This is a genomic window from Aliiroseovarius zhejiangensis (assembly GCF_014656375.1).
Lineage (GTDB): Bacteria > Pseudomonadota > Alphaproteobacteria > Rhodobacterales > Rhodobacteraceae > Aliiroseovarius > Aliiroseovarius zhejiangensis.
In genome coordinates this window covers 193,251-218,811 of the sequence record NZ_BNCH01000003.1, presented here as the reverse complement: position 1 = coordinate 218,811, position 25,561 = coordinate 193,251, and the positions used below count along the sequence as shown (strand labels likewise).

General features: G+C 61.2%; 26 protein-coding genes and 1 riboswitch. Of the genes, 11 read left to right on the top strand and 15 right to left on the bottom strand.

Annotation, left to right across the window (positions count from 1 at the left end; genetic code table 11):
* The first annotated feature begins 124 nt into the window (after positions 1-124).
* The 5 genes from flhA to IE188_RS08960 all read left to right on the top strand — a co-directional run bounded on the left by flhA (position 125) and on the right by IE188_RS08960 (position 5,217).
* Positions 125-2,206: a flagellar biosynthesis protein FlhA gene (gene flhA / locus IE188_RS08980; RefSeq protein WP_191286148.1), complete on the top strand. Its 2,082-nt coding sequence runs from the start codon at positions 125-127 to the stop codon at positions 2,204-2,206.
* Positions 2,203-2,961 carry a flagellar biosynthetic protein FliR gene (locus IE188_RS08975; RefSeq protein WP_191286147.1) on the top strand — a complete coding sequence of 253 codons (759 nt, stop codon included), beginning with the start codon at positions 2,203-2,205 and terminating at the stop codon, positions 2,959-2,961. Before flhA ends, IE188_RS08975 begins: the two co-directional genes overlap by 4 nt.
* Positions 2,961-4,055, top strand: a complete 1,095-nt coding sequence (locus IE188_RS08970) for an EscU/YscU/HrcU family type III secretion system export apparatus switch protein (RefSeq protein ID WP_191286146.1) — start codon at positions 2,961-2,963, stop codon at positions 4,053-4,055. Before IE188_RS08975 ends, IE188_RS08970 begins: the two co-directional genes overlap by 1 nt.
* Positions 4,052-4,480: a hypothetical protein gene (locus IE188_RS08965; RefSeq protein WP_191286145.1), complete on the top strand. Its 429-nt coding sequence runs from the start codon at positions 4,052-4,054 to the stop codon at positions 4,478-4,480. The genes IE188_RS08970 and IE188_RS08965 overlap by 4 nt, the downstream gene beginning before the upstream one ends.
* Before the next feature lie 83 nt (positions 4,481-4,563).
* On the top strand, positions 4,564-5,217 hold the full coding sequence (locus IE188_RS08960; protein ID WP_191286144.1) for a 50S ribosomal protein L25/general stress protein Ctc: 654 nt from the start codon (positions 4,564-4,566) through the stop codon (positions 5,215-5,217).
* A 72-nt stretch (positions 5,218-5,289) separates the two neighbouring features.
* Here the strand turns inward: IE188_RS08960 and IE188_RS08955 are convergent, their stop codons facing one another.
* Entirely contained in the window at positions 5,290-5,970 is a 681-nt protein-coding gene (locus IE188_RS08955) for an FkbM family methyltransferase (protein ID WP_191286143.1), read from the bottom strand.
* Between the two features lie 117 nt (positions 5,971-6,087).
* On the opposite strand from IE188_RS08955, the gene pth reads away from it, so the two are divergent.
* The 3 genes from pth to IE188_RS08940 are packed head-to-tail and all read left to right on the top strand — an operon-like array spanning position 6,088 to position 8,989.
* Positions 6,088-6,783 (top strand): aminoacyl-tRNA hydrolase, encoded by a 696-nt coding sequence (pth, locus tag IE188_RS08950; protein WP_191286142.1) that lies wholly within the window; start codon positions 6,088-6,090, stop codon positions 6,781-6,783.
* Positions 6,780-7,802, top strand: coding sequence for a DUF2332 domain-containing protein (locus tag IE188_RS08945; protein ID WP_191286141.1), 1,023 nt, complete (start codon positions 6,780-6,782; stop codon positions 7,800-7,802). Before pth ends, IE188_RS08945 begins: the two co-directional genes overlap by 4 nt.
* A gap of 20 nt (positions 7,803-7,822) precedes the next feature.
* Positions 7,823-8,989, top strand: a complete 1,167-nt coding sequence (locus tag IE188_RS08940) for a serine hydrolase domain-containing protein (RefSeq protein WP_191286140.1) — start codon at positions 7,823-7,825, stop codon at positions 8,987-8,989.
* 5 nt (positions 8,990-8,994) lie between these two features.
* Here the strand turns inward: IE188_RS08940 and trpB are convergent, their stop codons facing one another.
* The 5 genes from trpB to rpsA all read right to left on the bottom strand — a co-directional run bounded on the left by trpB (position 8,995) and on the right by rpsA (position 13,511).
* The gene (gene trpB / locus IE188_RS08935; RefSeq protein ID WP_191286139.1) at positions 8,995-10,242 is read right to left on the bottom strand and encodes a tryptophan synthase subunit beta; all 1,248 of its coding nucleotides are present in this window, start codon (positions 10,240-10,242) and stop codon (positions 8,995-8,997) included.
* A 13-nt stretch (positions 10,243-10,255) separates the two neighbouring features.
* Positions 10,256-10,900 (bottom strand): phosphoribosylanthranilate isomerase, encoded by a 645-nt coding sequence (locus IE188_RS08930; protein WP_191286138.1) that lies wholly within the window; start codon positions 10,898-10,900, stop codon positions 10,256-10,258.
* A gap of 10 nt (positions 10,901-10,910) precedes the next feature.
* Positions 10,911-11,261: a LapA family protein gene (locus IE188_RS08925; protein ID WP_191286137.1), complete on the bottom strand. Its 351-nt coding sequence runs from the start codon at positions 11,259-11,261 to the stop codon at positions 10,911-10,913.
* 9 nt (positions 11,262-11,270) lie between these two features.
* Positions 11,271-11,552, bottom strand: coding sequence for an integration host factor subunit beta (ihfB, locus tag IE188_RS08920; RefSeq protein WP_091428481.1), 282 nt, complete (start codon positions 11,550-11,552; stop codon positions 11,271-11,273).
* 279 nt (positions 11,553-11,831) lie between these two features.
* On the bottom strand, positions 11,832-13,511 hold the full coding sequence (gene rpsA / locus IE188_RS08915; protein ID WP_191286136.1) for a 30S ribosomal protein S1: 1,680 nt from the start codon (positions 13,509-13,511) through the stop codon (positions 11,832-11,834).
* Between the two features lie 293 nt (positions 13,512-13,804).
* Here rpsA and IE188_RS08910 point away from each other — a divergent pair, with 293 nt between their 5' ends.
* Entirely contained in the window at positions 13,805-14,278 is a 474-nt protein-coding gene (locus IE188_RS08910) for a methyltransferase family protein (protein WP_191286135.1), read from the top strand.
* A 28-nt stretch (positions 14,279-14,306) separates the two neighbouring features.
* On the opposite strand, the gene IE188_RS08905 is transcribed toward IE188_RS08910, so the two are convergent.
* The 9 genes from IE188_RS08905 to miaB all read right to left on the bottom strand — a co-directional run bounded on the left by IE188_RS08905 (position 14,307) and on the right by miaB (position 23,921).
* A complete protein-coding gene (locus IE188_RS08905) occupies positions 14,307-14,921 on the bottom strand; it encodes a (d)CMP kinase (protein WP_191286134.1) in 615 nt (204 codons plus the stop codon).
* On the bottom strand, positions 14,918-16,270 hold the full coding sequence (gene aroA, locus IE188_RS08900; protein ID WP_191286133.1) for a 3-phosphoshikimate 1-carboxyvinyltransferase: 1,353 nt from the start codon (positions 16,268-16,270) through the stop codon (positions 14,918-14,920). The genes IE188_RS08905 and aroA overlap by 4 nt, the downstream gene beginning before the upstream one ends.
* 132 nt (positions 16,271-16,402) lie before the next feature.
* A complete protein-coding gene (gene trmB, locus IE188_RS08895) occupies positions 16,403-17,131 on the bottom strand; it encodes a tRNA (guanine(46)-N(7))-methyltransferase TrmB (protein WP_191286132.1) in 729 nt (242 codons plus the stop codon).
* A gap of 80 nt (positions 17,132-17,211) precedes the next feature.
* Positions 17,212-18,378: a methionine adenosyltransferase gene (gene metK / locus IE188_RS08890; protein ID WP_191286340.1), complete on the bottom strand. Its 1,167-nt coding sequence runs from the start codon at positions 18,376-18,378 to the stop codon at positions 17,212-17,214.
* A gap of 15 nt (positions 18,379-18,393) precedes the next feature.
* Positions 18,394-18,443, bottom strand: a riboswitch (SAM-SAH riboswitch).
* 33 nt (positions 18,444-18,476) lie between these two features.
* Positions 18,477-20,003: an apolipoprotein N-acyltransferase gene (lnt, locus tag IE188_RS08885; RefSeq protein ID WP_191286131.1), complete on the bottom strand. Its 1,527-nt coding sequence runs from the start codon at positions 20,001-20,003 to the stop codon at positions 18,477-18,479.
* Entirely contained in the window at positions 19,996-20,898 is a 903-nt protein-coding gene (locus IE188_RS08880; RefSeq protein WP_191286130.1) for a hemolysin family protein, read from the bottom strand. Before IE188_RS08880 ends, lnt begins: the two co-directional genes overlap by 8 nt.
* Before the next feature lie 35 nt (positions 20,899-20,933).
* Positions 20,934-21,428: an rRNA maturation RNase YbeY gene (ybeY, locus tag IE188_RS08875; RefSeq protein ID WP_191286129.1), complete on the bottom strand. Its 495-nt coding sequence runs from the start codon at positions 21,426-21,428 to the stop codon at positions 20,934-20,936.
* A gap of 1 nt (position 21,429) precedes the next feature.
* Entirely contained in the window at positions 21,430-22,482 is a 1,053-nt protein-coding gene (locus IE188_RS08870; protein ID WP_191286128.1) for a PhoH family protein, read from the bottom strand.
* 107 nt (positions 22,483-22,589) lie between these two features.
* Entirely contained in the window at positions 22,590-23,921 is a 1,332-nt protein-coding gene (miaB, locus tag IE188_RS08865; RefSeq protein ID WP_191286127.1) for a tRNA (N6-isopentenyl adenosine(37)-C2)-methylthiotransferase MiaB, read from the bottom strand.
* Positions 23,922-24,068: 147 nt separating this feature from the next.
* Between miaB and IE188_RS08860 the strand changes: the two genes are divergently transcribed.
* Positions 24,069-24,932 (top strand): glycosyltransferase family protein, encoded by an 864-nt coding sequence (locus IE188_RS08860; RefSeq protein ID WP_191286126.1) that lies wholly within the window; start codon positions 24,069-24,071, stop codon positions 24,930-24,932.
* 116 nt (positions 24,933-25,048) lie between these two features.
* Positions 25,049-25,477: an FKBP-type peptidyl-prolyl cis-trans isomerase gene (locus IE188_RS08855; RefSeq protein ID WP_191286125.1), complete on the top strand. Its 429-nt coding sequence runs from the start codon at positions 25,049-25,051 to the stop codon at positions 25,475-25,477.
* Positions 25,478-25,561 lie beyond the last annotated feature (84 nt).

Genomic DNA, 25,561 nt, shown 5'->3' with positions numbered 1-25,561 from the left:
GCGTATTTCATTACATCGACCGAACGCGGCGAATCCACAGTAATCCAACCTCGAAGAACAGAGGCGCACGATCCACGTCAACGCGACGCCGCATGCGCTCCACGACCGTCGAAAACCACATCCAATGCCGCCGATAAAGGACATCTTTCGCCCCACTATCCTGTTGGCGCTGGCCCTGATGGCGATCATCGTCATGATGATCCTGCCAATGCCCGCCTGGGTGCTGGACGTCGGGCTTGCCGCCTCATTCGCACTGGCGATCCTGATGTTCACGGTCACCCTGTTCATCGAACGACCGTTGGATTTTTCGGCCTTCCCGACGGTGCTTCTGGCGTCGCTGATGTTGCGCTTGTCGTTGAATGTTTCCTCCACCAAGCTGATCATCGGGCAGGGGCACACTGGCACCTCGGCAGCAGGCAGCGTGATCGAAGGGTTTGCCAGTTTCGTGATGGGCGGCAGCATCCTGCTGGGCCTGGTGGTGTTCTGCGTGTTGTTGATCGTCAATTTTATCGTCATCACCAAGGGCGCAGCACGTATGGCCGAGGTCGGCGCGCGTTTTGCGCTGGACGGGATGCCGGGCAAGCAGTTGGCCATCGACAGCGATATGTCGGCAGGTGCAATCGACCACGCCGAAGCCAAGGCCCGGCGCGAACGGGAACAGGCCGAAACCACCTTCTTCGGCTCGCTCGATGGCGCATCGAAATTCGTGAAAGGTGACGCGGTCGCCGGGCTGCTGATCACATTCCTGAACCTGGTCATGGGGCTGGTGATCGGTGTGGTGGTGCATGATATGAAGATAGCCCACGCCTTTCAGACCTATGCGATCCTGACCGTTGGCGACGGGTTGGTCACGCAAATTCCAGCCGTGGTCATCTCGATCGCATCGGCGCTGCTTCTGGCGCGTGGCGGGACATCGGGATCCACGGATCTCGCCCTGTTCTCGCAACTGGGGAAATACCCTTCCGCCCTGATCACGGTGGCGGTTCTGATGGCGCTGTTCGGGCTGGTGCCGGGCCTGCCCTTCGTGCCGTTCATTCTGGGTTCGATTGCCCTTGGTGCGGCGGGTTGGAAAGGACACCAAATACAGCTTGAAAACGCACGCAAAGCCACATCCCCTGCCCCCGAAGCCGACAGCCCCGCGCAGACCGAAAGCCTGGGCGACATCCTTGATCTGGATGACATTCATGTCGAATTTGCGCCCGACCTGGTTTCGATGGTTCTGGACCCGGCGACGGGGCTGGACGCGCGTATCGCGAGCATACGAAATCATATTGCCAGCAGCTTCGGATTGATCCTGCCGGAGATCCGGCTGACCGACAACAGCGCCCTTGCCCCGGGCACCTACGCGATCCGCATTCAGGGCGTCGAGCAGGCGCGCAACAAGGTGCTACCGCACCGCGCTCTGGTCATCCTGTCAGGCCCGGATGACCAACTGCCCGAAGGCGAAGACGTGAAAGAGCCTGTTTATGGCGCCTCTGCCCGCTGGATCAGCACTGATGACCAAGAGGACGCCGCCTTGTCGGGTTGCGCGGTCATCGCGCCGACCGAGGTTCTGGCCACCCATCTTCTTGAGGTGATGAAACGCAACTTCCCGCGGCTTCTCGGGTTCAAGGCTTTGCGACGTCTGCTGGACGAGTTTGTCAATCTGTCGGATGCGACCCGCGCAGACGCCAATCGCCGTTTGCTGGAGGAAATGGTCCCGGAAAAGGTGCCGCTCGACCTGCTTCACGCGGTGTTGCGTCTGCTTCTGGACGAACGGGTTTCCATCCGCAACCTGCCCCTGATCATCGAGAGCATTGCCGAAGCTCGCCCGGTCTTCGGCACGCCGGACGCCATCTGTGAATATGTGCGCCAGCGTTTGGGGTTTCAGTTGATTGCGGATCTGAAGCGTGATGACGGAACGGTACCTCTGGTTCAACTTGCGCCGGAATGGGAAAGCACATTCCAGTCGCACCAGCTTGACGGAGAAAACGGGGGCGACGTGGCCTTGCCTCCGGAAGAGTTCAACCGGCTTGCCAACTCGGTTGCCGACAAGATCGCGCGGGCGGGCGAAAACGGCATATATCCTGCGGTTGTAACCTCGTCCCGGCGGCGGCGGTTCCTGAAAACCGTGTTGTCGGCCAAGGGCATCGCCAACCCCGTCCTCTCTTTTGAAGAGATCGGCACCGACGCCAAGCCGTCGCTGGTGGGGATGATCCCGGCATGATTGCGGCGCTGGACCAGATATCGGCTCTGGCCGTTTTGGTATTGCAGGGCGGCCTTGTGGTTTTTCTGAGGGTCGGTGCGGCGATGGCCGTTCTGCCCGCCTTTGGCGAAAAATCTGTGCCCGCGCGGGTGCGTCTGTTCCTGGCTTTCGCGTTCACCTTGATCGTCGCGCCCGGTGTCAGCGCGGATCTGGGGGCCACGACACCGCTGACCTATGTGTCCGAGCCGGTGATCGGGCTGGGCTTCGGCATCGCCATTCGCCTGATGATCATGGCGCTGCAAATCGCCGGCAGCATCGCGGCGCAGTCGACCTCTCTGGCCCAGTTGATGGGCGGGGCAAATGCCGATCCGCAACCGGCCATCGGACATGTCCTTATGGTGGCGGGTCTTGCGCTTGCGGTGATGCTGGGGCTGCATGTCAAACTGGCGGCCGGCCTGATCATGACCTATCGCGTCTTTCCGGTCGGACAGTTTCCCGATCCGCAGCTGTTTGCGGATTGGGGGATCACGCAGATTGCACAGGCGTTTTCGCTGGCGTTCTCGCTGGCTGCGCCCTTTGTCATTGCGTCCTTGCTCTATAATGTGGCGCTTGGGGTCATCAATCGCGCGATGCCACAACTGATGGTGGCCTTTGTCGGCGCCCCGGCCATCACCGCAGGTGGGCTGATCCTGTTGCTTCTGACCACGCCGCTTCTGTTGCCAGTCTGGCAGGCAGCGCTTGAGGCAACCCTTGCCAACCCGTTCGGAGGCCGGTGATGTCGGGAACGGAGGATGACGACAGCAAACAACACGAACCAACCCAGAAAAAACTGGACGATGCGCGCAAGCGGGGCGAGGTCGCGCGATCCGCGGATCTGAACACCGCCACCTCCTATCTGGCACTGCTGCTGATCGCCGTTTCGCTGGGGGCGGCCAGCCTGAAGGGGGTCGGTGCGCTTCTGTCCGGGCTGCTGGCGCGGCCCGATCAGCTTGCCGAGCAGGTCTTTCGTGGCGGCGCCCCGTTTTCCGCGTCGCTGCTGGTCGGACTGGGCCAGTATCTTGCCCCCTGGTTCATCGCGCCGGCCGCGGCGGTCCTGTTGCTTGTCATTGCGACACGCAGTTTCGTCGTCGCGCCGGAAAAGCTCCAGCCAAAGCTGAGCCGCTTGTCGCTTATGTCGAATGCGAAGAACAAGTTCGGACGCTCCGGCTTGTTCGAATTTGCCAAGAGCTTCGCAAAACTGACAATCTATGCCCTTGTTCTGGGCATCTTCCTTTGGGTGAAGCTGCCCGAGATCTTATCCACCCTGACGCTGAGTGCAGGGATGGCCACCGTTGTGCTGCTGGAGCTCAGCGTCACGTTTTTCGCGCTCGTCCTGCTGATCGCCTTCATTATCGGCGGTATTGATTACGTCTGGCAGTATCATGAACACTTGCGCAAGAACCGCATGTCCCACAAGGATCTCATGGACGAAATCAAGCAGAATGAAGGCGATCCTCACATGAAAGGGCAGCGGCGGCAAAAAGGATATGCCATCGCGATGAACCAGATGCTGGCGGATGTGCCCGACGCAGATGTCGTCGTTGTCAACCCCACCCATTATGCCGTGGCGCTGAAATGGTCTCGCATGCCCGGGGCTGCGCCGATCTGCGTGGCCAAAGGGGTCGACGAGGTTGCAGCGCGCATCCGCGAACTGGCCAGTGAAAACGGGGTTCCCATTCACAGCGACCCCCCAACAGCGCGGGCGCTTCATGCGACTGTCGAGATCGGCGAAGAAATCCCGCCGGATCATTACAAGGCCGTGGCCGCCGCGATCCGCTTTGCCGAAAAGATGCGCAGCCGGGCGCGCGGCGCGTTCAGGACAGGCGCATGACCAGCCCGCTGACCCAGCTGGGGGCGTTGGCCGCGCTTCAACACGACGCCGCGATGGCCGAGCTTGCCCGCCACAATCGCGCCCTTCAGATATTGGAACACCGCATTTCAGGTTTACGCCAGCGGCGGCATACCTGCCCACCCGCCGGGTCGGAAGACGCGGTGCCCCTGACCCTGACCAGCGGGCATTACGACAGGTGGCAACGGTGGGTTGACCAGGAGCTGACGAAACTGAACGCCGAGCTTGCCTGCGCCCGCGCCAGGCGCGATCCACTGGTGCAGGCTGCGCGTCTGGCCTTCGGGCGCAATTCCGCGACCGAGACCCTGATCCGGAAGGAAAAGCAGGCAATGCGTGAAAAGGCGCAAAAACGCCTCGAACAGTCCATTTTACAGGACCAACTGGCCAAGAATCCTCTTTCCTTTTGACCTTCGCCGTTCTATAGGCACGGCTTCAACCGCGGGACTTACACCCTTGGAGGAATCCCGCTTCAACAAACTGGAGAATTTCCATGGCAAAACAGATTCCTGATCTTGAGGCCACGGTACGGACGGGGACAGGCAAGGGGGCCGCTCGTCAAGCTCGCCGCGAAGGCTTGGTACCGGGTATCGTGTATGGTGGCAGTGAAGACCCGCTGCCGATCAACCTCCCCTTCAACGAGCTGCTGAAAAAGCTGAAAGCCGGCCGTTTCCTTTCTACACTTTGGAACCTGAAGGTCGATGGCTATGATGACGTTCGCGTCATCTGCCGCAACGTGCAGCGCGACGTCGTGAAAGACCTGCCGACCCATCTTGACCTGATGCGTCTGCACCGCAACACCCGGATCAGCCTGTTCATCCACGTTGAGTTCACAAACGAAGAAGAGGCCCCTGGCCTGAAAAAAGGCGGCGTCCTGACCGTTGTGCGCCCAGAAGTCGAGCTGAACGTTCTGGCGGGTGAAATCCCTGAGCAGATCGTTGTCGATCTGACCGGCCGCGAAGTCGGCGACGTGATCCACATTTCGGACGTGGACCTGCCGAAAGGCGTGAAGCCGACCGTTGACCGCGATTTCGTGATCGCCAACATCTCGGCACCCAGCTCGCTGCGTTCGGCTGACGAGGAAGAAGAAACCGAAGAGGTTGCGGTCGACGAAGTCGAAGCAACCGAAATGAAGTCGGAAGAATAAGACAGTCCCTGTGGACAACGAAAAAGCGGGCCCGTGTGGCCCGCTTTTTTTTTGTTCAGGCGCTTGCGGCCGTCAGTCGGGCAGGCGCTGAAACACCACCAGATTGCCGCGTGACCCCCACGGCATATAGGCGAAATCCGCTACCGACATTGCATCGAAGATCTCTCGAATGCCCGTTGGCGGATAAAGCTGCGGGTGAATTTCCATGATTACGGTCTTCACCATCTCGGGCCAGTCTTGCCGGGCCATATCCCGTTCAGCCCCTTCCACATCCATGATCACCAGATCGGGTTCAAACGCCTGCATCAGATCGCTGAGCCTGAGCGCGGGCACCTGCATTCGCCGGACGGCCCCTTGTCGCGGCCCGGACGCAATCGCCGAGGACCAGAAGGCGGGCTTGACGTCAAATGCAACCGTGTCGCCAGAGAACGCATCCGCCACCACGGCCCCGTGCAATACGCGCACCTGATCGACATGGTTCAGTACCAGGTTCTGTTCGATGGCCTTCACCATGTCGGCATTGGCTTCGACGGTGGCGACATTTGCAGCCCCCACAATGCGCGCGGCCTGGATGGCGATATACCCCGCCCCACCACCCAGATCGAGCACCCGATCCCCCTGTTTCAGGTGCCGCTTCAGCCCGTTCACCTCTTTCCATTCGTAAACGCCCTGCTGCAACTGCTGGTCGAGGCCGTCATTCAGGCAATGACGGGGGATCCGAAGGTCGATGCCATCTATCGAATACCGGGGCAAGGATATCTCCGATCGCGATGCGTCGCGGTGATTGCAACCCCGTTTGGGGGGCTTTAGTTTGACAGGGCCACACCATGTCAAAGGCGCAGGCGACATGTCCAGCAGGAAAGGTTCAGAATGAAAATGTTCGTGGGGTTGGGAAACCCCGGCCCCAAATACGCAGGCAATCGACACAACATCGGCTTCATGGCGCTGGATCACATCGCAACAGATCACGGGTTCGCCCCGTGGCGTGGCAAGTTCCAAGGCGCGATATCCGAGGGTCGGTTGGGTCGCGAGAAGGTGCTGCTCTTGAAGCCTGAAACCTTCATGAACCTGTCGGGCCAATCCGTGGGCGAGGCGATGCGGTTCTACAAGCTGACGCCGGATGACATCATCGTCTTTCACGACGAACTGGATCTGGCCCCCGGCAAGGTGCGCGTGAAAAAGGGCGGCGGGCATGCCGGGCATAATGGCTTGCGGTCAATTCACGCTCATATCGGTCCGGACTACTCCCGTGTGCGCATGGGCATCGGGCACCCCGGCAACAAGAACGCCGTGTCGTCTTATGTGCTGCGCGACTTCGCCAAGGCGGATGAGGGCTGGCTGGACGATGTGCTGCGCGGCTGCGCTGATGGGGCCGTTGATCTGGCGGAAGGCGACAGCGGCAAGTTCATGAATGCGATTGGGCGGCGGGTCAATCCGCCACGGTCCTCGACCACGCAACCGAAATCCGAAGGGGCCAAGGTTGACCCCGCATCCAGCCCGAAACCCGACCCTGAGCCCAAGGAGACCCGAAGCCCTCTGCAACGTCTGATGGACAAGTTTTCATGAGCCTGCGCGACGCTTTGCGTCATCAGGCCGGCAGCAACAGGCATCTTGACTCCCCGTTCACCGCGCGTGTTCTGGACCTGCTTGCCGAGAACATCCAGCCCGGCACGGCCTTGACGAACCGGATGTTCGACTGGCCGGGTGACATTGGACCGCGCGGGCATTCGGTGCCTCTGCGCCTTTTGGCGGGGCTGCACGCGCTGGTCCTGACCGGCGCCTGCCCCGCATTGCAGGCGGTGTATCCGCCCAACCCAGCGCCGGACGATTCCCGCCTGTGGGCTGCAATCCAAGGGGCGCTGACCGATCACGCCGCGCTTCTGAACAAATGGCTCGACAACCCGCCGCAAACCAATGAAGTGCGCCGGGCCGCTGTGCTGATCGCTGCCGGACATTGGCTGGCCGCGCAGTATGACCTGCCGATCCGCATGTATGAACTGGGCGCGAGTGCCGGGCTGAACCTGATGTGGGACCGATTTGCGCTGGCGTTACCGGGTGGCCAGATGGGCCCGCCCGATCCCGTGATCACCCTGACGCCCGACTGGCGGGGCGATCTGCCAATCGGCAAGATGCCAACGATCCTGTCGCGCCGGGGCGTCGACCTGAGGCCAATGAACGCCCGCGACCCGGAAGATGCCCTGCGCCTGATCTCGTATCTTTGGGCGGACCAGCCCGAGCGATTGCAGCGCACCCGCGCGGTCATTGATGCGCTCGACGCACGGGTGGATGCCGGCGACGCCGCCGACTGGTTGGAACAGCAGCTCATCGGCGCGGCCCCCGATCACCTGACGCTGGTCTATCACACCATCGCGTGGCAATACTTCCCGCGCGAGACACAGGCGCGATGTCGTGACGCCATCAAAACCGCCGCGCAACGTGGCCCCGTCGCGCATTTTTCGATGGAAGCAGACGAGCATCTGGACAAGGGCGCGCTTCTGACCCTGACGCTGTGGCCCGAGGGTCGGAAGTTGACGTTTGGTCGTGTCGATTTCCATGGACGCTGGGTCGATTGGACGGCACCCTGATTAAAAATTTCGGGGGACACATGCATACCGTCTTCAAACGCCTGTTGCAGGCTTTTCTTGTCGTCGCTGTTCTGGCCGCTGCGATGGCGATCTGGAAGCGGGAAGAATTAAGCCGACTTCTTGCCGTCAACTCATTATTTTCAGAAGAGAAGATCGTTCACAACTTTTCCAACATGGATCAGGCGTTTCTGACCCGCACCATGTCACGCGGCGATGGTGAACCTGTCGCTCTTCCCGAAGGCGCGCCGATGACCCTTCCAGACGGGGCCGAGGCTTGGATCAAGGATCGGTCCGTGACCGCCCTTGTCGTTCTGAAAGATGGCGCCATGCGGCATGAAAGCTATCACCTTGGCACCGGGCCGGAGGATCGCCGGATCAGTTGGTCGGTCGCAAAAAGCTTTCTGTCAGCACTGACCGGGATCATCGTCGCCGAAGGCGCGATTGCCTCGATTGACGACCCTGTCGATCTTTATGCGCCCGAACTGAAGGGCAGCGCTTATGAAGGCGCGACGATCCGCAACGTGCTGAACATGGCCTCGGGCGTCGTCTTCAATGAGGATTATCAGGACTTCAATTCAGACATCAACCGGATGGGCCGGGTGCTGGCATTGGGGCAGTCCATGGACGATTTTGCCGCCGGGCTGACCGAAACCTTCGCACCGCCGGGCGAGACCTGGCAATATGTCTCGATCGACACGCATGTGATCGGCATGGTGATCCGGGGGGCGACCGGGCAGTCCATTCCTGAGTTGCTAGAGCAGCATATCATCCAACACATGGGGTTCGAGGCGGACCCCTATTATGTCACCGACGGCTACGGAGTGGCCTTCGTGCTGGGTGGGCTGAACCTGCGCACGCGTGACTATGCGCGGTTCGGGCAGATGTTTCTGCAAGACGGACGCTGGAATGGGCAACAGATCGTGCCGGCAGACTGGGTGGCGGCTTCGACCGTTCCCTCGGCCCCGACGGCGGCGGGTGAACAGGGATATGGGTTTCAGTGGTGGATGGCGCCGGACGCGCCCGCAGGCGAGTATTTCGCGCGCGGGATCTATGGGCAATACATCTTCATCGACACGTCTCGCGATGTTGTCATCGCGCTGAACAGTGCTGATCGTGGGTTCCGTGGCGACGGGGTAAACGATGCCAATATCGCCATGTTCCGCAAGATTGCCGCGGCGCTGGACTGACCGGGTCAGTTGGCGTCGCGGCCTTCGGTGTCGGACATGTCAAAACCCAGATACTTGGCGACGGTATAGATGTCCTTGTCGCCCCGTCCGCACATGTTCATGCAGATGATGTTATCGTCCGGCAGGTCCGGCGCGATCTTCATCACATGGGCCAGCGCGTGGCAGGGTTCCAGCGCGGGAATGATCCCCTCGGTCTGGCAGCACAGTTGGAACGCGTCCAACGCTTCCTTGTCGGTGATCGCCACGTATTCGGCACGGCCGATGTCGTGCAGCCAGCTGTGCTCCGGCCCGATGCCCGGATAATCCAGCCCTGCCGAGATCGAATAACCATCCAGAATCTGCCCATCCTGGTCCTGCAACAGGAAGGTCCGATTGCCATGCAGCACGCCGGGGCGCCCACCGGTCAGCGAGGCACAGTGCTGCATCTCGTCATTGACGCCTTTGCCGCCCGCTTCGACACCAATGATGCGCACACTGTCATCATCAAGGAACGGATAGAACAGACCGATGGCATTCGACCCACCCCCGATCGCGGCGATCACCGTGTCGGGCAAGCGACCCTCGGCGGCTTGCATCTGCTCCTTGGCTTCCTTGCCGATGATCGACTGAAAATCGCGCACCATGGCGGGATAGGGATGCGGACCTGCAGCGGTGCCGATGCAGTAAAACGTGTCGGCCACATTTGTCACCCAATCGCGCAGCGCATCGTTCATCGCGTCTTTCAGTGTGCCGCGACCCGAGCTGACGGGAATGACCTCGGCCCCCAACAGGCGCATACGGAACACGTTCGGCGCCTGTCGCTGCACGTCATGCGCGCCCATATAGACGATGCATTTCAGGCCAAACTTGGCGCAGACCGTGGCCGTCGCGACGCCGTGCTGCCCGGCCCCGGTTTCGGCAATAATGCGGGTCTTGCCCATGCGACGGGCCAGAAGGATCTGCCCCAACACGTTGTTGATCTTGTGCGCGCCGGTGTGGTTCAGCTCGTCCCGCTTCATGTAAACCTTGGCGCCGCCCAGATGTTTGGTCAGCCCTTCGGCGAAGTAGAGCGGACTGGGGCGACCGACATAGTGGGTCCAGAGGTGCTGCATCTCGGCCCAGAAACTGTCATCGGTCTTTGCGTTCTCATATTCGGCTTCAAGATCAAGGATCAGGGGCATCAGCGTTTCAGACACAAAGCGCCCGCCGAAATCGCCGAACCGACCCTTTTCATCGGGGCCGTTCATGAAGCTGTTGAAAAGGTCGTTGGGCATGGGTGTGGTTCCCTTAATTCGCAGCGTGGGCAGCGGCGCAGAAAGCCGCGATCAGCCTGTCATCCTTGATCCCCGGCGCAGATTCAACCCCTGACGAGACATCGACTTGCTTCGCCCCGGTCAGCCGGATCGCCTCGGCCACGTTGTCGGGCGCCAAACCGCCCGCGAGCATCCATGGACAAGGCCAGTATTTGCGCTGCACCAGCCGCCAGTCGAAGGCGATACCATTGCCACCAGGCAGGTCCGCCCCTTTCGGGGCCTTGGCGTCGATCAACAACTGATCCGCCACCCCGGCGTAACGTTCGATCTGCGCGACATCCTCGGGCCCGGCAATGCCGATGGCTTTCATCACCGGCAGGCCATAGCGCGCCTTGACCTGAGCCACGCGTTCAGGGCTTTCCGACCCGTGCAGTTGCACCATATCGACGAGTGTCTCGGATGTGATCCGGTCCAGCAACGCATCATCTGCGTTCACAACCAGCGCCACCTTGGCAACGCCGACCGGCACATCCACCATCAGTTTTGCTGCACGTTCTATCGACACGTTGCGCGGACTTTTCGGGAAGAAAACGAACCCCAAATAGCGCGCCCCTGCCGACACAGCAGCCTTCACATGCTGCGCGTCCGACAGGCCGCAGATTTTGACAGTGGCACCCATGGTCGTCAGATCACTTGGCGTCGTCGATCAGGGCCAGCACATCATCGCCCGTGCGGGCCTTGGGTTCGCGCAGGGTCTTCACCTCGCGGGCCAGACGATCACGTTCTTTCCGGTGGCGCGCGCCTTCCGCGCGGATCTTGTGTTCGCGCAGCCATTCCCACACGAAGCCGACCAGGACTCCGGCGATCACGCTGGCAAAAATGACCACGAACAGCGGCAAGGTCATCGACCAGCTGTATCCCAGAAACCCCGCAAGCTCCTGCGGCAACAGGTTCAGGGTCACAGCCTCGCGATTGGCCAGTGCAACTGTAATCAGGACGACCGCAAGGGTCGCCAGAAATAAGTAACGGATGTATCGCATAGATACCTCTTATTTGCCGTTCAAACGGTCCCTGAGAAGCTTGCCGGTTTTGAAGAACGGGACGTGTTTTTCCTCGACCTCGACCGACTCGCCCGTGCGGGGATTGCGCCCGATACGAGCATCCCGTTTCTTGACGGAAAATGCGCCAAAGCCGCGCAGTTCAACCCGGTCTCCTTTCGCCATCGCTTCAATAATCTCTTCAAAGATCGTGTTGACGATACGTTCGACATCGCGCTGATAAAGGTGCGGGTTTTCATCCGCGATCTTCTGGATCAATTCCGACCGGATCATTCTGGTCCCCCCAACTGGCTATGTAATGGATTTTGCATCCTTATTCTGTCACGGATTATAGGAGCAAACCGCCGCGCGTGATACAAGCATTGCCTCGTCGAACCGGCAATTTTGGCGGGAAACAGGCAGTTTTTTCGGGATTTTCGGGCCGATGCCGCAGCGGCAAATCACCATGGGCCGTTTGGTGCCGAATTGTTGCAGCGCAGCATAACCCTTTGATTCGACGCAAAACAGCCCCGCGCGTGGCACGGGGCTGTTCAAGGTTCTTTCAGGCTGTACTTAGTTGTCCTGCTTCAGGGCTGCGCCCAGGATGTCGCCCAGCGATGCACCCGAATCCGATGATCCGTATTGTGCAACAGCCTCTTTTTCTTCGGCGATTTCGCGGGCCTTGATCGACAGACCCAGACGGCGCGATTTCGAGTCCACGTTGGTCACGCGAACGTCGATCTTGTCACCAACCTGGAACCGCTCGGGGCGCTGTTCGGCACGGTCACGCGACAGGTCCGAGCGGCGGATGAAGGATTTCATGCCTTCATATTCCACTTCGATGCCGCCATCTTCGATCGAGGTCACTTCAACAGTGATGATCGACCCACGCTTCACGCCGCCAATGGCGTCTGCGAAGGGATCGCCGTCCAGCGCCTTGATCGACAGCGAGATACGCTCTTTGTCGGTGTCCACTTCGGAAACGACAGCTTTGACAACATCGCCCTTCTTGAAGTTCTGGATCGCGTCTTCGCCACGTTCGTCCCACGAGATGTCGGACAGGTGAACCATGCCGTCGATCTCGCCGTCGAGGCCAATGAACAGACCAAACTCGGTGATGTTCTTGACTTCGCCTTCGACCTCAGTGCCCTCGGGGTGGGTTTCTGCAAACACTTCCCACGGGTTGCGCATAGTCTGCTTGAGGCCAAGCGACACACGGCGTTTCGCCTGGTCGATTTCCAGCACCATGACTTCGACTTCCTGGCTGGTCGACACGATTTTGCCGGGGTGGACGTTCTTCTTGGTCCACGACATTTCCGACACGTGCACCAAACCTTCGACGCCCGGCTCCAGCTCAACAAATGCACCGTAGTCGGTGATGTTGGTCACGCGGCCCGTGTGCACCGATTCCAGCGGGTATTTGCCGGCAACCAGATCCCACGGATCGTCTTGCAGCTGCTTCATGCCCAGCGAGATGCGGTGGGTTTCCTTGTTGATCTTGATGACCTGAACCTTGATGGTCTCGCCGATCGACAGGATTTCCGACGGGTGGTTCACACGACGCCATGCCATGTCGGTGACGTGCAGCAGGCCGTCTACGCCGCCCAGATCAACGAACGCACCGTATTCGGTGATGTTCTTGACCACGCCGTCAACTGCTTGGCCTTCGGTCAGGTTGCCGATGACCTCGGCACGCTGTTCGGCACGCGATTCTTCCAGAATGGCACGACGCGACACAACGATGTTGCCACGGCGGCGGTCCATTTTCAGGATCTGGAACGGCTGCTTCAGACCCATTAGCGGGCCTGCGTCGCGCACGGGGCGCACGTCAACCTGGCTGCCGGGCAGGAAGGCCACGGCGCCGCCCAGATCGACGGTGAAGCCGCCTTTGACGCGACCGAAGATCGCACCTTCGACGCGTGCGTCGTCTGCGTATGCTTTTTCCAGGCGGTCCCATGCTTCTTCGCGGCGGGCCATCTCGCGCGAGATGACGGCTTCGCCGCGGGCGTTCTCAGCCGCGCGCAGGTAAACTTCGACCTCGTCGCCGACGGCGATTTCGGGGGCTTCACCGGGGTTTGCGAATTCTTTGACGTCGACGCGGCCTTCCATCTTGTAGCCTACGTCGATGATGGCCTGGCCTGCCTCGATGGCGATGACCTTGCCTTTGACAACCGACCCCTCTTCGGGCGTGTCCATTTCGAAGCTTTCGTTCAGGAGGGCTTCGAATTCCTCCATGGTTGCTTTAGCGCACATATGCGTTTTGTTCCTTTACAAGTGCTATTCGGGCCGTGCGGTTGGCTCCGCAGGTCTTGGATTGTCCAATTTGGTCAACAGGTTAGCCACAAAACAAAGAGGGCCGGTAGCTCCGACCCTGCTCGTATCCCTGCTATCGCGGCGTTTTCACCTTGTCGACAGGGGCGGGAAATACGGGGATTCTGCCAATAAAGCAAGGGGAAAGCTGGATTGACAGGGAATGTGCGCGCCTTGTTACTGATGCGCAGTTTACAACCAAACACGACCTCCGAACTGAAAGTCAACGGCATCACATGAACGACCGATCAGCACATACCCATCCATGGAAGATCAGCGACGTGGTCATGTTCCCTGCCCTCGCGATCGCCATTCTGGCGGAATATCTGATCCCGACCCGTATCGTGCCGCTGACCTTTTGGCTGCTGATCCCGGTTGGACTGGCCGGTGTCATCGCGGGGTTGAAACTGATCTCGGCCTCGAAAACTGCGCTGGAGGCACAGGATCAACCGTCATTGCCGGGTGAACCGACGACACAGCTTGTCACGGACGGACCATACCGCTTTTCGCGCAATCCGAACTATCTTGGGGCGATCCTGATGGCCTTCGGGATGGCGATTGCCGCGAACAGTCTGTGGTTCCTGCTTGTCGCCACCTGCGCAATGCTGGTGCTGGATCGCTGGATGATCCGGCCAGAAGAACGGTATTTGCACGAGACGTTCAGCCAGGAGTATCGCGACTATGCGCAGCGGACCCGCCGCTGGTTCTAACCTTCCCCAACAACAACATGGGGCGGGTTCAGGTCAGGCCCAAACCTTTTTGCACCTGTGCGACGGCGGCACCTACGGCATCCTCGATGTTCATGTCACTGGTGTCGATCACCACGGCATCATCCGCAGGCTTCAGAGGTGCCTCGGCCCGTTCTCGGTCGCGGGTGTCGCGGGCGATGACATCGGCCAGAACCTCCTCGCGCGTCACGTCCAGCCCTTTGTCCAGCAGTTCGAGAAAGCGCCGTTCGGCACGCACCGCAGCCGAGGCGGTGACGAACAGCTTCACCTGCGCATCAGGGCAGATCACCGTGCCGATGTCGCGCCCATCCAGAACCGCTCCGCCCTCGCGCAAGGCGAAGTCGCGTTGGAACGTCACAAGCGCAGCACGCACATCAGGCAGCACCGCCACGCGACTGGCAGCTTGCGCCACTTCTGGGGTGCGCAGATCACCCCCCAGATCCTGAGCGGTCAGCGCCTTCGCCGCTCGCACGGGATCAACTCCGGTCAACACCTTCGCCCCCACCGCGCGGTAAAGAAGCCCGGTATCAAGATGGGCAAAACCGAAATGCGCCGCCACGGCCTTCGAGATCGTGCCCTTGCCCGCCGCAGCCGGACCATCAATCGCAACTGTAAACCGGGTCATGAGTTCGTCCTGACCAGTTGCGCCCCCAGTGCCGCCATCAGCGGTTCAAACACCGGAAAGCTGGTGGCGATGGGGCCGCCATCGTCAAGGTGGATGGGTTTCTGCGACGCCATGCCGAGACAGGCAAAGCTCATCGCGATGCGGTGATCCAGCACCGTGGCCACGGTGGCTCCGCCCTGCACACCCTGGGGGCCCAATCCGTCGACCGCCCACCAATCATCGCCTTCGTCGACTGTCACACCTGCAGCGCGCAGACCTTTGGCCATGGCGTCGATCCGATCGCTTTCCTTCACGCGCAATTCATGCACGCCCGGCATGTTTGTGGTGCCGGCGGCGAAGGCCGCGACGACGGACAGGATCGGGTATTCGTCGATCATGCTGGCCGCCCGCTCCGGTGGCACCACGATGCCTTTCATATCGGGCGAATAGCGCGCGCGCAGGTCGGCGACGGGTTCGCCCCCTTCGGTCCGTTCGTTTTCAAACGTCAGGTCGGCGCCCATCTCTTTCAGGGTGTAGAACAGACCGGCCCGGGTCGGATTCAGGCCGATATTCGGCACCAGCACATCCGATCCCGGCACGATCAGCGCCGCACAGACCGGGAAGGCGGCTGAGCTTGGATCGCGCGGCACCACGATGGTTTGCGGTTGCAGTTCGGGCTGTCCGGTCAGGGTGATCACGCGGCCCTCATCGGTCTCATCAACCGTGATGTCGGCCCCAAAGCCTGTCAGCATACGCTCGGTATGATCGCGGGTGGCTTCCTTTTCGATCACCACGGTCTTACCGGGCACGTTGAGACCGGCCAGCAGCACGGCCGATTTCACCTGCGCGGACGCCATGGGGGTGGTGTAACGCACCGCAACCGGTTCGCGCGCGCCGACGATGGTCATCGGCAAGCGACCCCCATCGCGCCCATAGCTTTGCGCCCCGAACAGGGCGAGCGGATCGGTGACGCGCCCCATCGGGCGCGCACGCAAGGAGGCATCGCCGGTAAAGGTCGCCGTGATCGGTTGGGTCGCCATGGCCCCCATAATCAGGCGCACGCCGGTGCCGGCATTGCCGCAGTCGATCACGTCTTCAGGTTCGGCAAAGCCGCCGACACCCACGCCGTTCACCCGCCATTCGCCGTCGCCCAGTCGCTCCACCTCGGCCCCGAACGCTCGCATCGCATCTGCGGTGCCCAATACGTCTTCGCCTTCCAGCAACCCTGTGATGTGGGTTTCACCCACCGCCATGGCGCCCAGGATCAGCGATCGGTGGCTGATCGACTTGTCACCGGGCACACGGGCCTCGCCTTTCAGCGGGCCACATTTGCGCGAAGTCATGGGGATGGCGGGGCCGTGTGCGGACATGCGTCTTCTCCTGTCGTCTTGAAAAGCTGATAGCGCAGTCATCTGGGTGAGGCCAGAGCGAAAGGGGCGTTGCCCCTCGGCCTGCGGCCTCACCCCAGGATATTTTTGGCCAGAAGAAACCGGCGGGGCGCGTCAGAGGCGCCGGAAGGTCAGGTAATGGGGGGTGCGGCCTTCGCGCAGGGCTTTCTGTTCATAACGCGTCGAGATCCAGTCGTCCCATGCTGTGCGCCAATCGGCGGGACGTTCCCCCAACCATTCAAAGCCCGCGCGCGGGACTTCTTCGAGCGTCTGGCGCACATAGTCCGGGATGTCTGTGGCGACGCGGAACTCAGCCCCCGGTTTCAGGACACGGTGAAAAGGGTCGAGGTATTCCGGTGTAACGAAGCGGCGCCGGTGGTGTCGTTTCTTGGGCCAGGGGTCAGGGTAGAGCAGGAAGGCTTTGTCGACGCTTTCATCCGGCAGCACATCAAACAGGTCGCGCACATCGCCGGGATGCACCGCGATGTTCTGGCATCCTGCCTTGCGGATCTTGCCCAGGAGCATGGCGACGCCGTTGATGTAAGGTTCACATCCGATGATACCGACTTGCGGGTTCCGTGCGGCCTGGTGGACCATGTGTTCGCCGCCACCAAAGCCGGTTTCCAGCCAGACCGGTTTGCCACCGAACAGAGCGTTCAGGTCAAGCGGAATGCGGTCGGGATTCGTGTCCCAATCCACCGCTCCGGGGCTGAGTGCCTTGAGGTCTTCATCCAGGTATTCCTGCTGACTGCTGCGCAGTCCCTTGCCCTTCAGCCGGCCATAAAAATTGCGCCAAGGTGCGCCTGATTGGTGCTTGGATTTGGTTGGATCATCTTGTGTCATGGGCGCGCCTATGCCGTGCAAAGGGCGGCCGCGTCAAGTGACGGGCCGCCCTTTGTTGGTCATAACCTAATGTCACCGGGTCAGAGCGCGTTCTGCAGCGCGTCGACCAGATCGGTTTTTTCCCAGCTGAACCCGCCATCTGCATCCGGGGCGCGGCCGAAATGGCCATAGGCGGCGGTGCGTTCATAGATGGGTTTGTTCAGCCCCAGATGTTCGCGGATGCCGCGCGGCGTCAGGTCCATCACCTTGCCGATGGCGGATTCGATTGCTGTTTCCTCGACCTCTCCGGTGCGGTGGGTGTCGACGAGGATGGACAACGGGTGGGCCACACCGATGGCATAGGACAATTGCAGCGTGCAGCGTTTCGCCATCCCGGCGGCGACGATGTTCTTGGCCAGGTAACGCGCGACATAGGCGGCCGAGCGGTCCACCTTGGTCGGATCCTTGCCGGAAAACGCCCCACCGCCATGTGGGGCCGCCCCGCCATAGGTGTCGACGATGATCTTGCGCCCGGTCAGGCCGGCATCGCCATCGGGTCCGCCGATCACGAATTTGCCTGTCGGGTTCACGTGCCAGACGGTTTCATCGGTCAGCCAGCCATCGGGCAGCACGTCGCGGATATAGGGCGCCACGCGTTCGCGCACGTCATCCGGCGTCATCGAGGCATCCAGGTGCTGGGTTGACAGAACCAGCGACGTCACCTCGACCGGCAGGTCGTTTTCATAGCGCACGGACAGCTGGGATTTGGCATCCGGGCCCATCCAGCCTTCGGTGCCGTCCTTGCGCAGTTCGGCCAGGCGCCGTAGGATCGCATGGCTGTATTGCAGGGGCGCGGGCATCAGCGCCTCGGTCTCGATGGTCGCATAGCCGAACATGATCCCCTGATCGCCAGCCCCTTCATCCTTGTTCTGGGCCGCATCGACGCCCTGGGCAATGTCGGCTGATTGCGCGTGCAGGAAGCTGTCGACATTCAGGTTCGCCCAGTGGAACCCTTCCTGTTCATAGCCGATATCGCGCACACATTCGCGGGCGATGTCTTCGACACGCTGGATGACGGTGGCCGGGCCGCGGACCTCGCCGCCGATCACAACACGGTCGGTGGTGGCGAAGGTTTCGCAGGCCACGCGAGCTTGCGGATCTTCGGCCAGGAATGCGTCGAGGATGGCGTCCGAGATGCGGTCGCAGACCTTGTCAGGATGCCCTTCGGAAACGGATTCCGAGGTGAATACGTGGCTCTTGCGTGTCATTCGTGTCATGAAAAGTGCTCCGATGGTTAAGCCCACACCACGTCAGGAAGCCGTTGTGGCGGGATTTGTCTTGGCGTTACATGGCAATCCGACCGTGGTCAACGCGCTTTTGTGACGCGTCGGGCCAACAGGCCGAACAGGGCAACAGTGATCAGCACGGTCAATGGCAGGTCTCCGTGGCGGGAATAAGGCGTGGGTGGGGCTGCACCGGGCAAGGACGCATCCAGAAAGCCCGCGCGGCCCAGCGCCAGAGCATCGCGCAGTTGACCCCTTGCATCAATCACCGCCGAAATGCCTGTGTTGGCGACCCGGATCACCGGCAGGCCGAACTCGATCGCGCGAAACCGCGCCTGGGCGAGGTGCTGAAAGGGCATCGAGTAATCACCGAACCACGCATCGTTGGTGGCATGCAGGATCCAATCCGCGCGGCGGGGCGCGGCGCGAATGTCGCGCGGAAAGATCGCTTCGTAACAGATCAGGGGAAGGACGTTGCCCGCCACCCCTGTGTCCATGAGCCGCGCTCCCGGTCCGGCGGAGTAGCCATTTCCGGCGCGTGCGGCGAAGGCACTGATCCCGAACTCGTCCAGCCAATCCCCGAGCGGTATATACTCGCCGAAGGGCACCAGATGGTGCTTGTCATAGCTCGCTTGCACCGCTCCATCGGGGCCAATCAGGGCAAGGCTGTTATAATACTGCATCGCGTCGCCGCGCTGCACGCCGAACAGAACCGGGGCACCCTGTGCGGCCTCGGCCATGGCAGGGCGCAGGTCATCGGTCCAATCCAGCAAGGTTGGCACGGCGGTTTCCGGCCAGATCACAAGGTCCGGGCGGGGTTGACCGGGGCTTGGGGTGGCGGCGGTCAGGTCGATCTGGCGGCGCACGAAATCATAAGCGTGGTCGCGATGCCATTTCAGGTGCTGCGGCGCGTTGGGTTGCACGAGGCGCAATGTGACGTCCCGATCATCGGGCAGGGGTTCGTTTTCCAATGCTTGCCCCGCGACGAACCCGCCAACCGCGCTGACCGCGCCCAGCGCCGCAAGCAACAGGCGCACGCGCGCGAACTGCCCCGGCACTGCGATCTGCGCCAACAACGCGGCCATCAGGAAGGTCAGCGCCCCCAATCCGCTGGCGCCGATGTAGGCGGCAAGCTGCGCATAAGGTGTGTCGATCCAGACATGCCCCGGACTGCCCCACGGAAACCCGGTGAAAATCCAGCCGCGGATCACCTCGGCCCCGGTCAGGGCAAAGGCCACGGACAGCCAGCGAAGCGAGGGGGCAGATATGCGATGCGCCAGGGCAACTGCTCCGCCCCACAGCAGCGCAAGGCCGGCTGCCATGAAGAACAGTGCAAAGGGTGCCATCCAGCCATGCCGCGCGGCATCAACGAAGAACGGCTCGACCAACCAGGACAGCGTGACGCCAAAATAACCGGCCGCAAGCCCCCAGGCCCGCCAACCCGCCTGCAACGGGGACATACTGCGCAGGATCAGGAATATCCCTGCCGCCAGTCCGATCAGAGTGAAGGCAGGCCAACTGACGGGCGCGTGACCAAGGGACGCCACAGCCCCAAGGGCAGCCGACGCCAGCACCGCCCGAACACCTGCCAGACGGGGGCGATCAGTCATCAGGTTTTGACGGCACCCGCACCCGCAGTCGTTTGATCCGGCGCGGATCGGCGTCGACGACTTCGATCTCGGGCCCGGCGGGATGGGCGATCACTTCGCCACGCGCGGGCACATGGCCGGACAACACAAAGACCAGTCCACCCAGCGTGTCGACTTCTTCGTCGTCGATGTCGTTGCCACACAGGCCTATGCCGATCTCGGCCTCGAACTCGTCCAGCGGCGTCTTGGCTTCCGCCAGATAACAGCCGGGCTTTTCCTCGATCCACAAGGCGCCCTCTTCAAGGTCGTGTTCGTCCTCGATCTCGCCCAGCACCTGTTCGATCAGGTCTTCGATGGTCACAAGCCCGTCCACGCCGCCATATTCATCAATGACCAGCGCCATGTGGATACGGTCGGTCTGCATCTTCTGCAAAAGCACCCCGATGGGCATCGACGGCGGCGCGTAGAGCAGCGGGCGCAACAGCTTGTGCAGCGAAAAGGCGGGCATCTTGACGCCCGTCTGCCCGTTGAAGCCGTAATTCAGCGCAAGGTCTTTCAGGTGTACCAGTCCGATGGGCGTGTCCAGCGTGCCGTCAAACACCGGCACCCGGGTCAGGCCGCTTTCGCGAAACAAAGCGACCAGTTCATCCTTTTCGATATCGACAGGGGCCGACACGATTTCGGCCTTGGGCACCATGACATCTTCGACCCGCATACGGCGCAGGTTCATCATGCCCGGCGTGACAAACGGGGTCACGCCGTTGGTGACCGTCTGAGTGTTCTGAGGGGGTTCGCTTTCTGCATCCGTCGGGCTGAGTGCCCCGACGATACGACCGAAAAACCCGGTCCTGCTGTTTTCGGTTTCACTTGGCGCGCTTTGCGCTGCGTCAGAAGAACCGTCTTCGGTGTCGCCCATCTTTCCTTTTCCACAATCGCGCTCAATTGCGCCGCTTAGTCTTCATATGGGTCTGAAATGCTCATCTTGCCAAGAATTTCAACCTCCAGCCCCTCCATCAGGGCTGCATCTTTGTCGTCTATGTGATCATAACCCAACAGATGCAATATGCCATGCACCAATAAATGGCTTACATGCGCGGGGAATTGCTTGCCCTGCGCGGCCGCTTCGCGCGTGCAGGTTTCATAGGCGATGGCAATATCGCCCAGTTCCGGATCCATGGGCGGATGGGGCACGGCGCCCGGTTGTCCAGCGGCGCGATCTTCAGACGGCCATGACAGCACGTTGGTCGGCATCGGCTTGTCACGAAAATCTCCGTTCAGCGCCGCGATCCGTGCATCATCGCAGGCCAGCAGGCTGACCTCGAACGGGGTCGCATCGGGCGGAGTCAGGGACAGGTGATCGGCCACGGCCTGTGCCGCCTGTTCTGCCAGAGCCTCAAGCCCCACGGCTTCCCAGCGGTCATCTTCGACGATCACCTCCACAATCATGTCACGGGTCGCGCCGGTCGCGCTCTGCCTTTCGAACCATCGCCTTTTGTGCCGCGTCGTCATACGCCTCGATGATCTTGGCGACGAGCGGGTGGCGCACCACGTCTTTCGAGGTGAAATAGTTGAATGCGATCTGGTCGATCCCCTTCAGCAACCCTTCGGCATCGCGCAACCCGCTGTCCACGCCACGCGGCAGGTCGACCTGTGACCGGTCGCCGGTGATCACCATGCGCGAGCCCTCGCCCAGGCGTGTCAGGAACATCTTCATCTGCATTGTGGTGGCGTTCTGGGCTTCGTCCAGCACGACAAATGCATTGGCCAGGGTACGCCCGCGCATGAAGGCCAGAGGCGCAATTTCGATCCGCTTTTCCTCGATCAGCTTGGCGACCTGCTTGCCGGGCAGAAAATCATTCAGCGCGTCGTAAAGCGGCTGCATGTAGGGATCGACCTTGTCCTTCATGTCGCCGGGCAGATAGCCCAGCTTCTCGCCCGCCTCGACCGCCGGACGGCTGAGGATCAGGCGATCCACATGTCCGCCCAGAAACATGTTCACACCAACCGCAACGGCCAGATAGGTCTTGCCGGTGCCCGCCGGGCCGATGCCGAAGGCCAGTTCGTTCTGAAACAGGTTCTGCACATAGCTCTTCTGCGCTTCGGTGCGGGGTTCGATGGTTTTCTTACGGGTCTTGATCTCGACCGCGCCGCCCTTGAACATCTCCATCTGGTCGCCGTCGCGGGTGCCGGTCCCTTCGTCCGAGCCGCCCATGCGAATCTCGGCGTCAATATCGCCCGCCTCGATTCCCTTGCCGCTTTCCAGCCGCTGATACAGGGCCTGCAAGACTTCGACCGCCTTGGTGCGTGCGCTCGCCTCGCCGAACACCGCAAGCTGGTTGCCGCGCCGCACGATCTGCACGCCCAGATGGCTTTCGATATGGGTCAGGTTCTTGTCAAACTCACCGCACAGGTCGATCAACAGGCGGTTGTCGGGAAATTCAAGCAGCGCCTCTTCTGCGGATGACGCGTCGGGGGCAGCGGTCAGGTTTTCAAATCCCAATACGGGGTCTCCTGGTCAGATCCTATTGTGTGATGGTGCCAAGTGCAGAGGGCGGGCGCAAGCCCCCATTGGAAATCTTCACAAATTCGACATGACGGGGCCGCGCCCTACCCGACCAACTCGCCCGCCAGCGAGTTCGGGGCACTGTCCACAATGCGCACCCGCCGCAGATCGCCCACCTGCCCGTCCGGGGCATGGACGTGCACGGCATGCAGATGATCGGATTTGCCAACCATCTGCCCCTCAAGCCGGCCCGCCTTTTCAAACAGGACGCCGACCTCTTTTCCGACCATTCTTTGCTGGATCGCGCGCTGCTGTTCGGTGATCAGGGCTTGCAGGCGATGCAGACGGTCGGTCGCCACCGCGTCATCCACCAGTGCGCGTTCGGCGGCTGGCGTGCCGGGACGGGTCGAATATTTGAAGCTGTAGGCCTGCCCATACTTCACCTCGCGGATCAGGGCCATCGTGTCTTCGAAATCCTGATCGTCCTCTTCCGGGAAGCCCACGATAAAGTCGCCTGACAACAGAATATCGGGCCGCGCTTCGCGGATCCGTTCGATCAGGCGCAGATAGCTGTCGGCGGTATGGCTGCGGTTCATCCGCTTCAGGATCTTGTCGGACCCGGATTGCACCGGCAGATGCAGATACGGCATCAGTTTCGCGCAGGTTCCATGTGCCTCGATCAGGTCATCACTCATGTCGTTGGGGTGCGAGGTGGTGAAGCGGATACGCTCCAACCCGTCGATCTTGTCCAACGCCCAGATCAGCCGGGCCAGCGACCAATCGCCCCCCTCGCCTGCGCCGTGATAGGCATTGACGTTCTGGCCCAAAAGCGTGATTTCACGCACGCCCCGTTCCACCAGATCACGGGCCTCATTCAGGATGCGGTCGACCGGGCGGCTGACCTCGGCCCCGCGGGTATAGGGCACGACGCAGAAGGCGCAGAACTTGTCGCAGCCTTCCTGCACGGTCAGAAACGCCGACGGGTTGCGCGCGGCTTTCTTGGCACCATGCCGCACGGGCAGGTGTTCAAACTTGTCTTCTTCCGGGAAATCGGTGTCGAGCGCCTTTTCACCCTTCGCCACCTGCTCCATCATCTGCGGCAGACGGTGATAGGTCTGCGGGCCGACCACCAGATCGACCAGCGGTTGGCGGCGCATGATTTCCTCGCCCTCGGCCTGTGCCACACAACCGGCAACACCGATTTTTAGATCGGGGTTGTCCGCCTTCAGACCTTTGAACCGCCCAAGCTCGGAATACACTTTCTCGGCGGCTTTTTCGCGGATATGGCAGGTGTTCAGAAGGATCATGTCCGCGTCGTCCGGCGTGTCCGTTGCCACGTAACCATCCGCGCCCAGCGCCTCGGCCATACGTTCGCTGTCATAGACATTCATCTGGCAACCATAGGTGCGAATGAAGAGCTTTTTCGGGTCGGACATGACGCGCAGTTCCTGCTGGATAGGGCGGTGGATCAGGCCCCGTTTCCTATAGCAAAGCCACGCCCCCCGCAACGCTTGCAAAACACCTTGATTTCATAGCATTTTAACCCGGATGCCACAGAATCCTGCGGCAAGAGAAAGGGACCGATGCGGTATCAAGGCCTGACAGATTTCCTGCGCACCGGGGACAAGGCACTGGCCAAAGGGCCGGTGGCGATGATCTTTGCCGAAGATCTGGTCGAGGTGGAAAGCACCATCGCCCACCATCAGAAGGCCGGCTTTGCCGAGATTCTGGTGTTTGCGCCCGACATGTTAGATCTGCCCGAAGCCGTCGAAGATACGATCCATCGGATCCCCTATGCCGTCGCCCGTGATGGGGCGGTGGAACATGCGGTCAACAAGATCATCGACGCCGCGCCCGGCACCTGGCTTTATTACTGCTTCAACGCCGAATACCTGTTCCATCCGTTCTGCGAAACCCGGTCGATCGGAGAGTTGCTGGCCTTTCACACCGAAGAACGGCGCGATGCGGTGCTGACCTATGTCGTGGACCTGTATGCGGATGATCTATCGCAGCACCCAAACGCCGTGGCGCTGGATCATGCGTTTCTGGACAAGTCGGGCTATTACGCGCTGGGTCGACCGGACGACGACGGAAACCCGCGCGAGCGGCAATTGGATTTCTTCGGCGGGCTGCGGTGGCGGTTCGAAGAGCACATTCCCCCGGCCCGGCGCAAGATCGACCGAATCTCGATCTTCCGCGCGAAGAAAGGGTTGAAGCTGCGCCCTGACCACACATTCAGCGATGAAGAATACAACACCTATGCCTGTCCCTGGCACAACAACATCACCGTTGCGATTGCCAGTTTCCGCACCGCCAAGGCATTGAAATCAAACGCCGGGTCCACCTTCGACATCCCCACGTTCAAGTGGCACAACTCGACCCGCTTCGACTGGAACTCGCAACAATTGCTGGACCTTGGCCTGATGGAGCCCGGGCAGTGGTTCTAGGCCATCCGGGGCCGTCCCTTTACATTCCGACATGAACCTTTAGGGTCGGGGCATCATACAAGCACCCGCTGAGCCAGCGGCCTTGTCCATCAATCCCCTTACATCACGAGGCATTCATGACCGAAGTCACATCCGGCGCAACCGTGCGCATTCATTACACCGGCACCCTGGAGGACGGCACCGTGTTCGACAGCTCGCAAGGGCGCGATCCGTTGGAGTTCACCGTGGGGTCCGGTATGATCATTCCGGGTCTGGACAAAGCCCTGCCCGGTATGAGCGTCGGCGAAAAGAAACAAGTCACCATCGCCCCGGAAGAAGCCTATGGCCCACGTCAGGACGAAGCGCTTCTGGAGGTGCCACGGGGCGACATTCCGGCCGAGATCCCTCTTGAAGTGGGTCTGCAGCTTCAGATGACCGGCCAGCAGGGCCAGCCCATCCCGGTGACGGTAACCGAACTGACCGACGACAGTGTGACACTGGATGCCAACCATGCGCTGGCGGGCAAGACGCTGATCTTTGATTTTGAAGTGGTCAGCGTTGCCTGAGCTTATCTGAACGATGTGGGCGCGCGGGCTGCGCGCGTCCAGGGGGCGTTGCCCCCGTGCGAAAGCCGAGCGGCTTTCGCCCTC

Excerpts from the sequence above, each read along its gene's own strand:
- flhA (WP_191286148.1), top strand. The coding sequence starts at position 125 with ATGCCGCCGATAAAGGACATCTTTCGCCCCACTATCCTGTTGGCGCTG.
- IE188_RS08975 (WP_191286147.1), top strand. The coding sequence starts at position 2,203 with ATGATTGCGGCGCTGGACCAGATATCGGCTCTGGCCGTTTTGGTATTG.
- IE188_RS08970 (WP_191286146.1), top strand. The coding sequence starts at position 2,961 with ATGTCGGGAACGGAGGATGACGACAGCAAACAACACGAACCAACCCAG.
- IE188_RS08965 (WP_191286145.1), top strand. The coding sequence starts at position 4,052 with ATGACCAGCCCGCTGACCCAGCTGGGGGCGTTGGCCGCGCTTCAACAC.
- IE188_RS08960 (WP_191286144.1), top strand. The coding sequence starts at position 4,564 with ATGGCAAAACAGATTCCTGATCTTGAGGCCACGGTACGGACGGGGACA.
- pth (WP_191286142.1), top strand. The coding sequence starts at position 6,088 with ATGAAAATGTTCGTGGGGTTGGGAAACCCCGGCCCCAAATACGCAGGC.
- IE188_RS08945 (WP_191286141.1), top strand. The coding sequence starts at position 6,780 with ATGAGCCTGCGCGACGCTTTGCGTCATCAGGCCGGCAGCAACAGGCAT.
- IE188_RS08940 (WP_191286140.1), top strand. The coding sequence starts at position 7,823 with ATGCATACCGTCTTCAAACGCCTGTTGCAGGCTTTTCTTGTCGTCGCT.
- trpB (WP_191286139.1), bottom strand. The coding sequence starts at position 10,242 with ATGCCCAACGACCTTTTCAACAGCTTCATGAACGGCCCCGATGAAAAG.
- IE188_RS08930 (WP_191286138.1), bottom strand. The coding sequence starts at position 10,900 with ATGGGTGCCACTGTCAAAATCTGCGGCCTGTCGGACGCGCAGCATGTG.
- IE188_RS08925 (WP_191286137.1), bottom strand. The coding sequence starts at position 11,261 with ATGCGATACATCCGTTACTTATTTCTGGCGACCCTTGCGGTCGTCCTG.
- ihfB (WP_091428481.1), bottom strand. The coding sequence starts at position 11,552 with ATGATCCGGTCGGAATTGATCCAGAAGATCGCGGATGAAAACCCGCAC.
- rpsA (WP_191286136.1), bottom strand. The coding sequence starts at position 13,511 with ATGTGCGCTAAAGCAACCATGGAGGAATTCGAAGCCCTCCTGAACGAA.
- IE188_RS08910 (WP_191286135.1), top strand. The coding sequence starts at position 13,805 with ATGAACGACCGATCAGCACATACCCATCCATGGAAGATCAGCGACGTG.
- IE188_RS08905 (WP_191286134.1), bottom strand. The coding sequence starts at position 14,921 with ATGACCCGGTTTACAGTTGCGATTGATGGTCCGGCTGCGGCGGGCAAG.
- aroA (WP_191286133.1), bottom strand. The coding sequence starts at position 16,270 with ATGTCCGCACACGGCCCCGCCATCCCCATGACTTCGCGCAAATGTGGC.
- trmB (WP_191286132.1), bottom strand. The coding sequence starts at position 17,131 with ATGACACAAGATGATCCAACCAAATCCAAGCACCAATCAGGCGCACCT.
- metK (WP_191286340.1), bottom strand. The coding sequence starts at position 18,378 with ATGACACGCAAGAGCCACGTATTCACCTCGGAATCCGTTTCCGAAGGG.
- lnt (WP_191286131.1), bottom strand. The coding sequence starts at position 20,003 with ATGACTGATCGCCCCCGTCTGGCAGGTGTTCGGGCGGTGCTGGCGTCG.
- IE188_RS08880 (WP_191286130.1), bottom strand. The coding sequence starts at position 20,898 with ATGGGCGACACCGAAGACGGTTCTTCTGACGCAGCGCAAAGCGCGCCA.
- ybeY (WP_191286129.1), bottom strand. The coding sequence starts at position 21,428 with ATGATTGTGGAGGTGATCGTCGAAGATGACCGCTGGGAAGCCGTGGGG.
- miaB (WP_191286127.1), bottom strand. The coding sequence starts at position 23,921 with ATGTCCGACCCGAAAAAGCTCTTCATTCGCACCTATGGTTGCCAGATG.
- IE188_RS08860 (WP_191286126.1), top strand. The coding sequence starts at position 24,069 with ATGCGGTATCAAGGCCTGACAGATTTCCTGCGCACCGGGGACAAGGCA.
- IE188_RS08855 (WP_191286125.1), top strand. The coding sequence starts at position 25,049 with ATGACCGAAGTCACATCCGGCGCAACCGTGCGCATTCATTACACCGGC.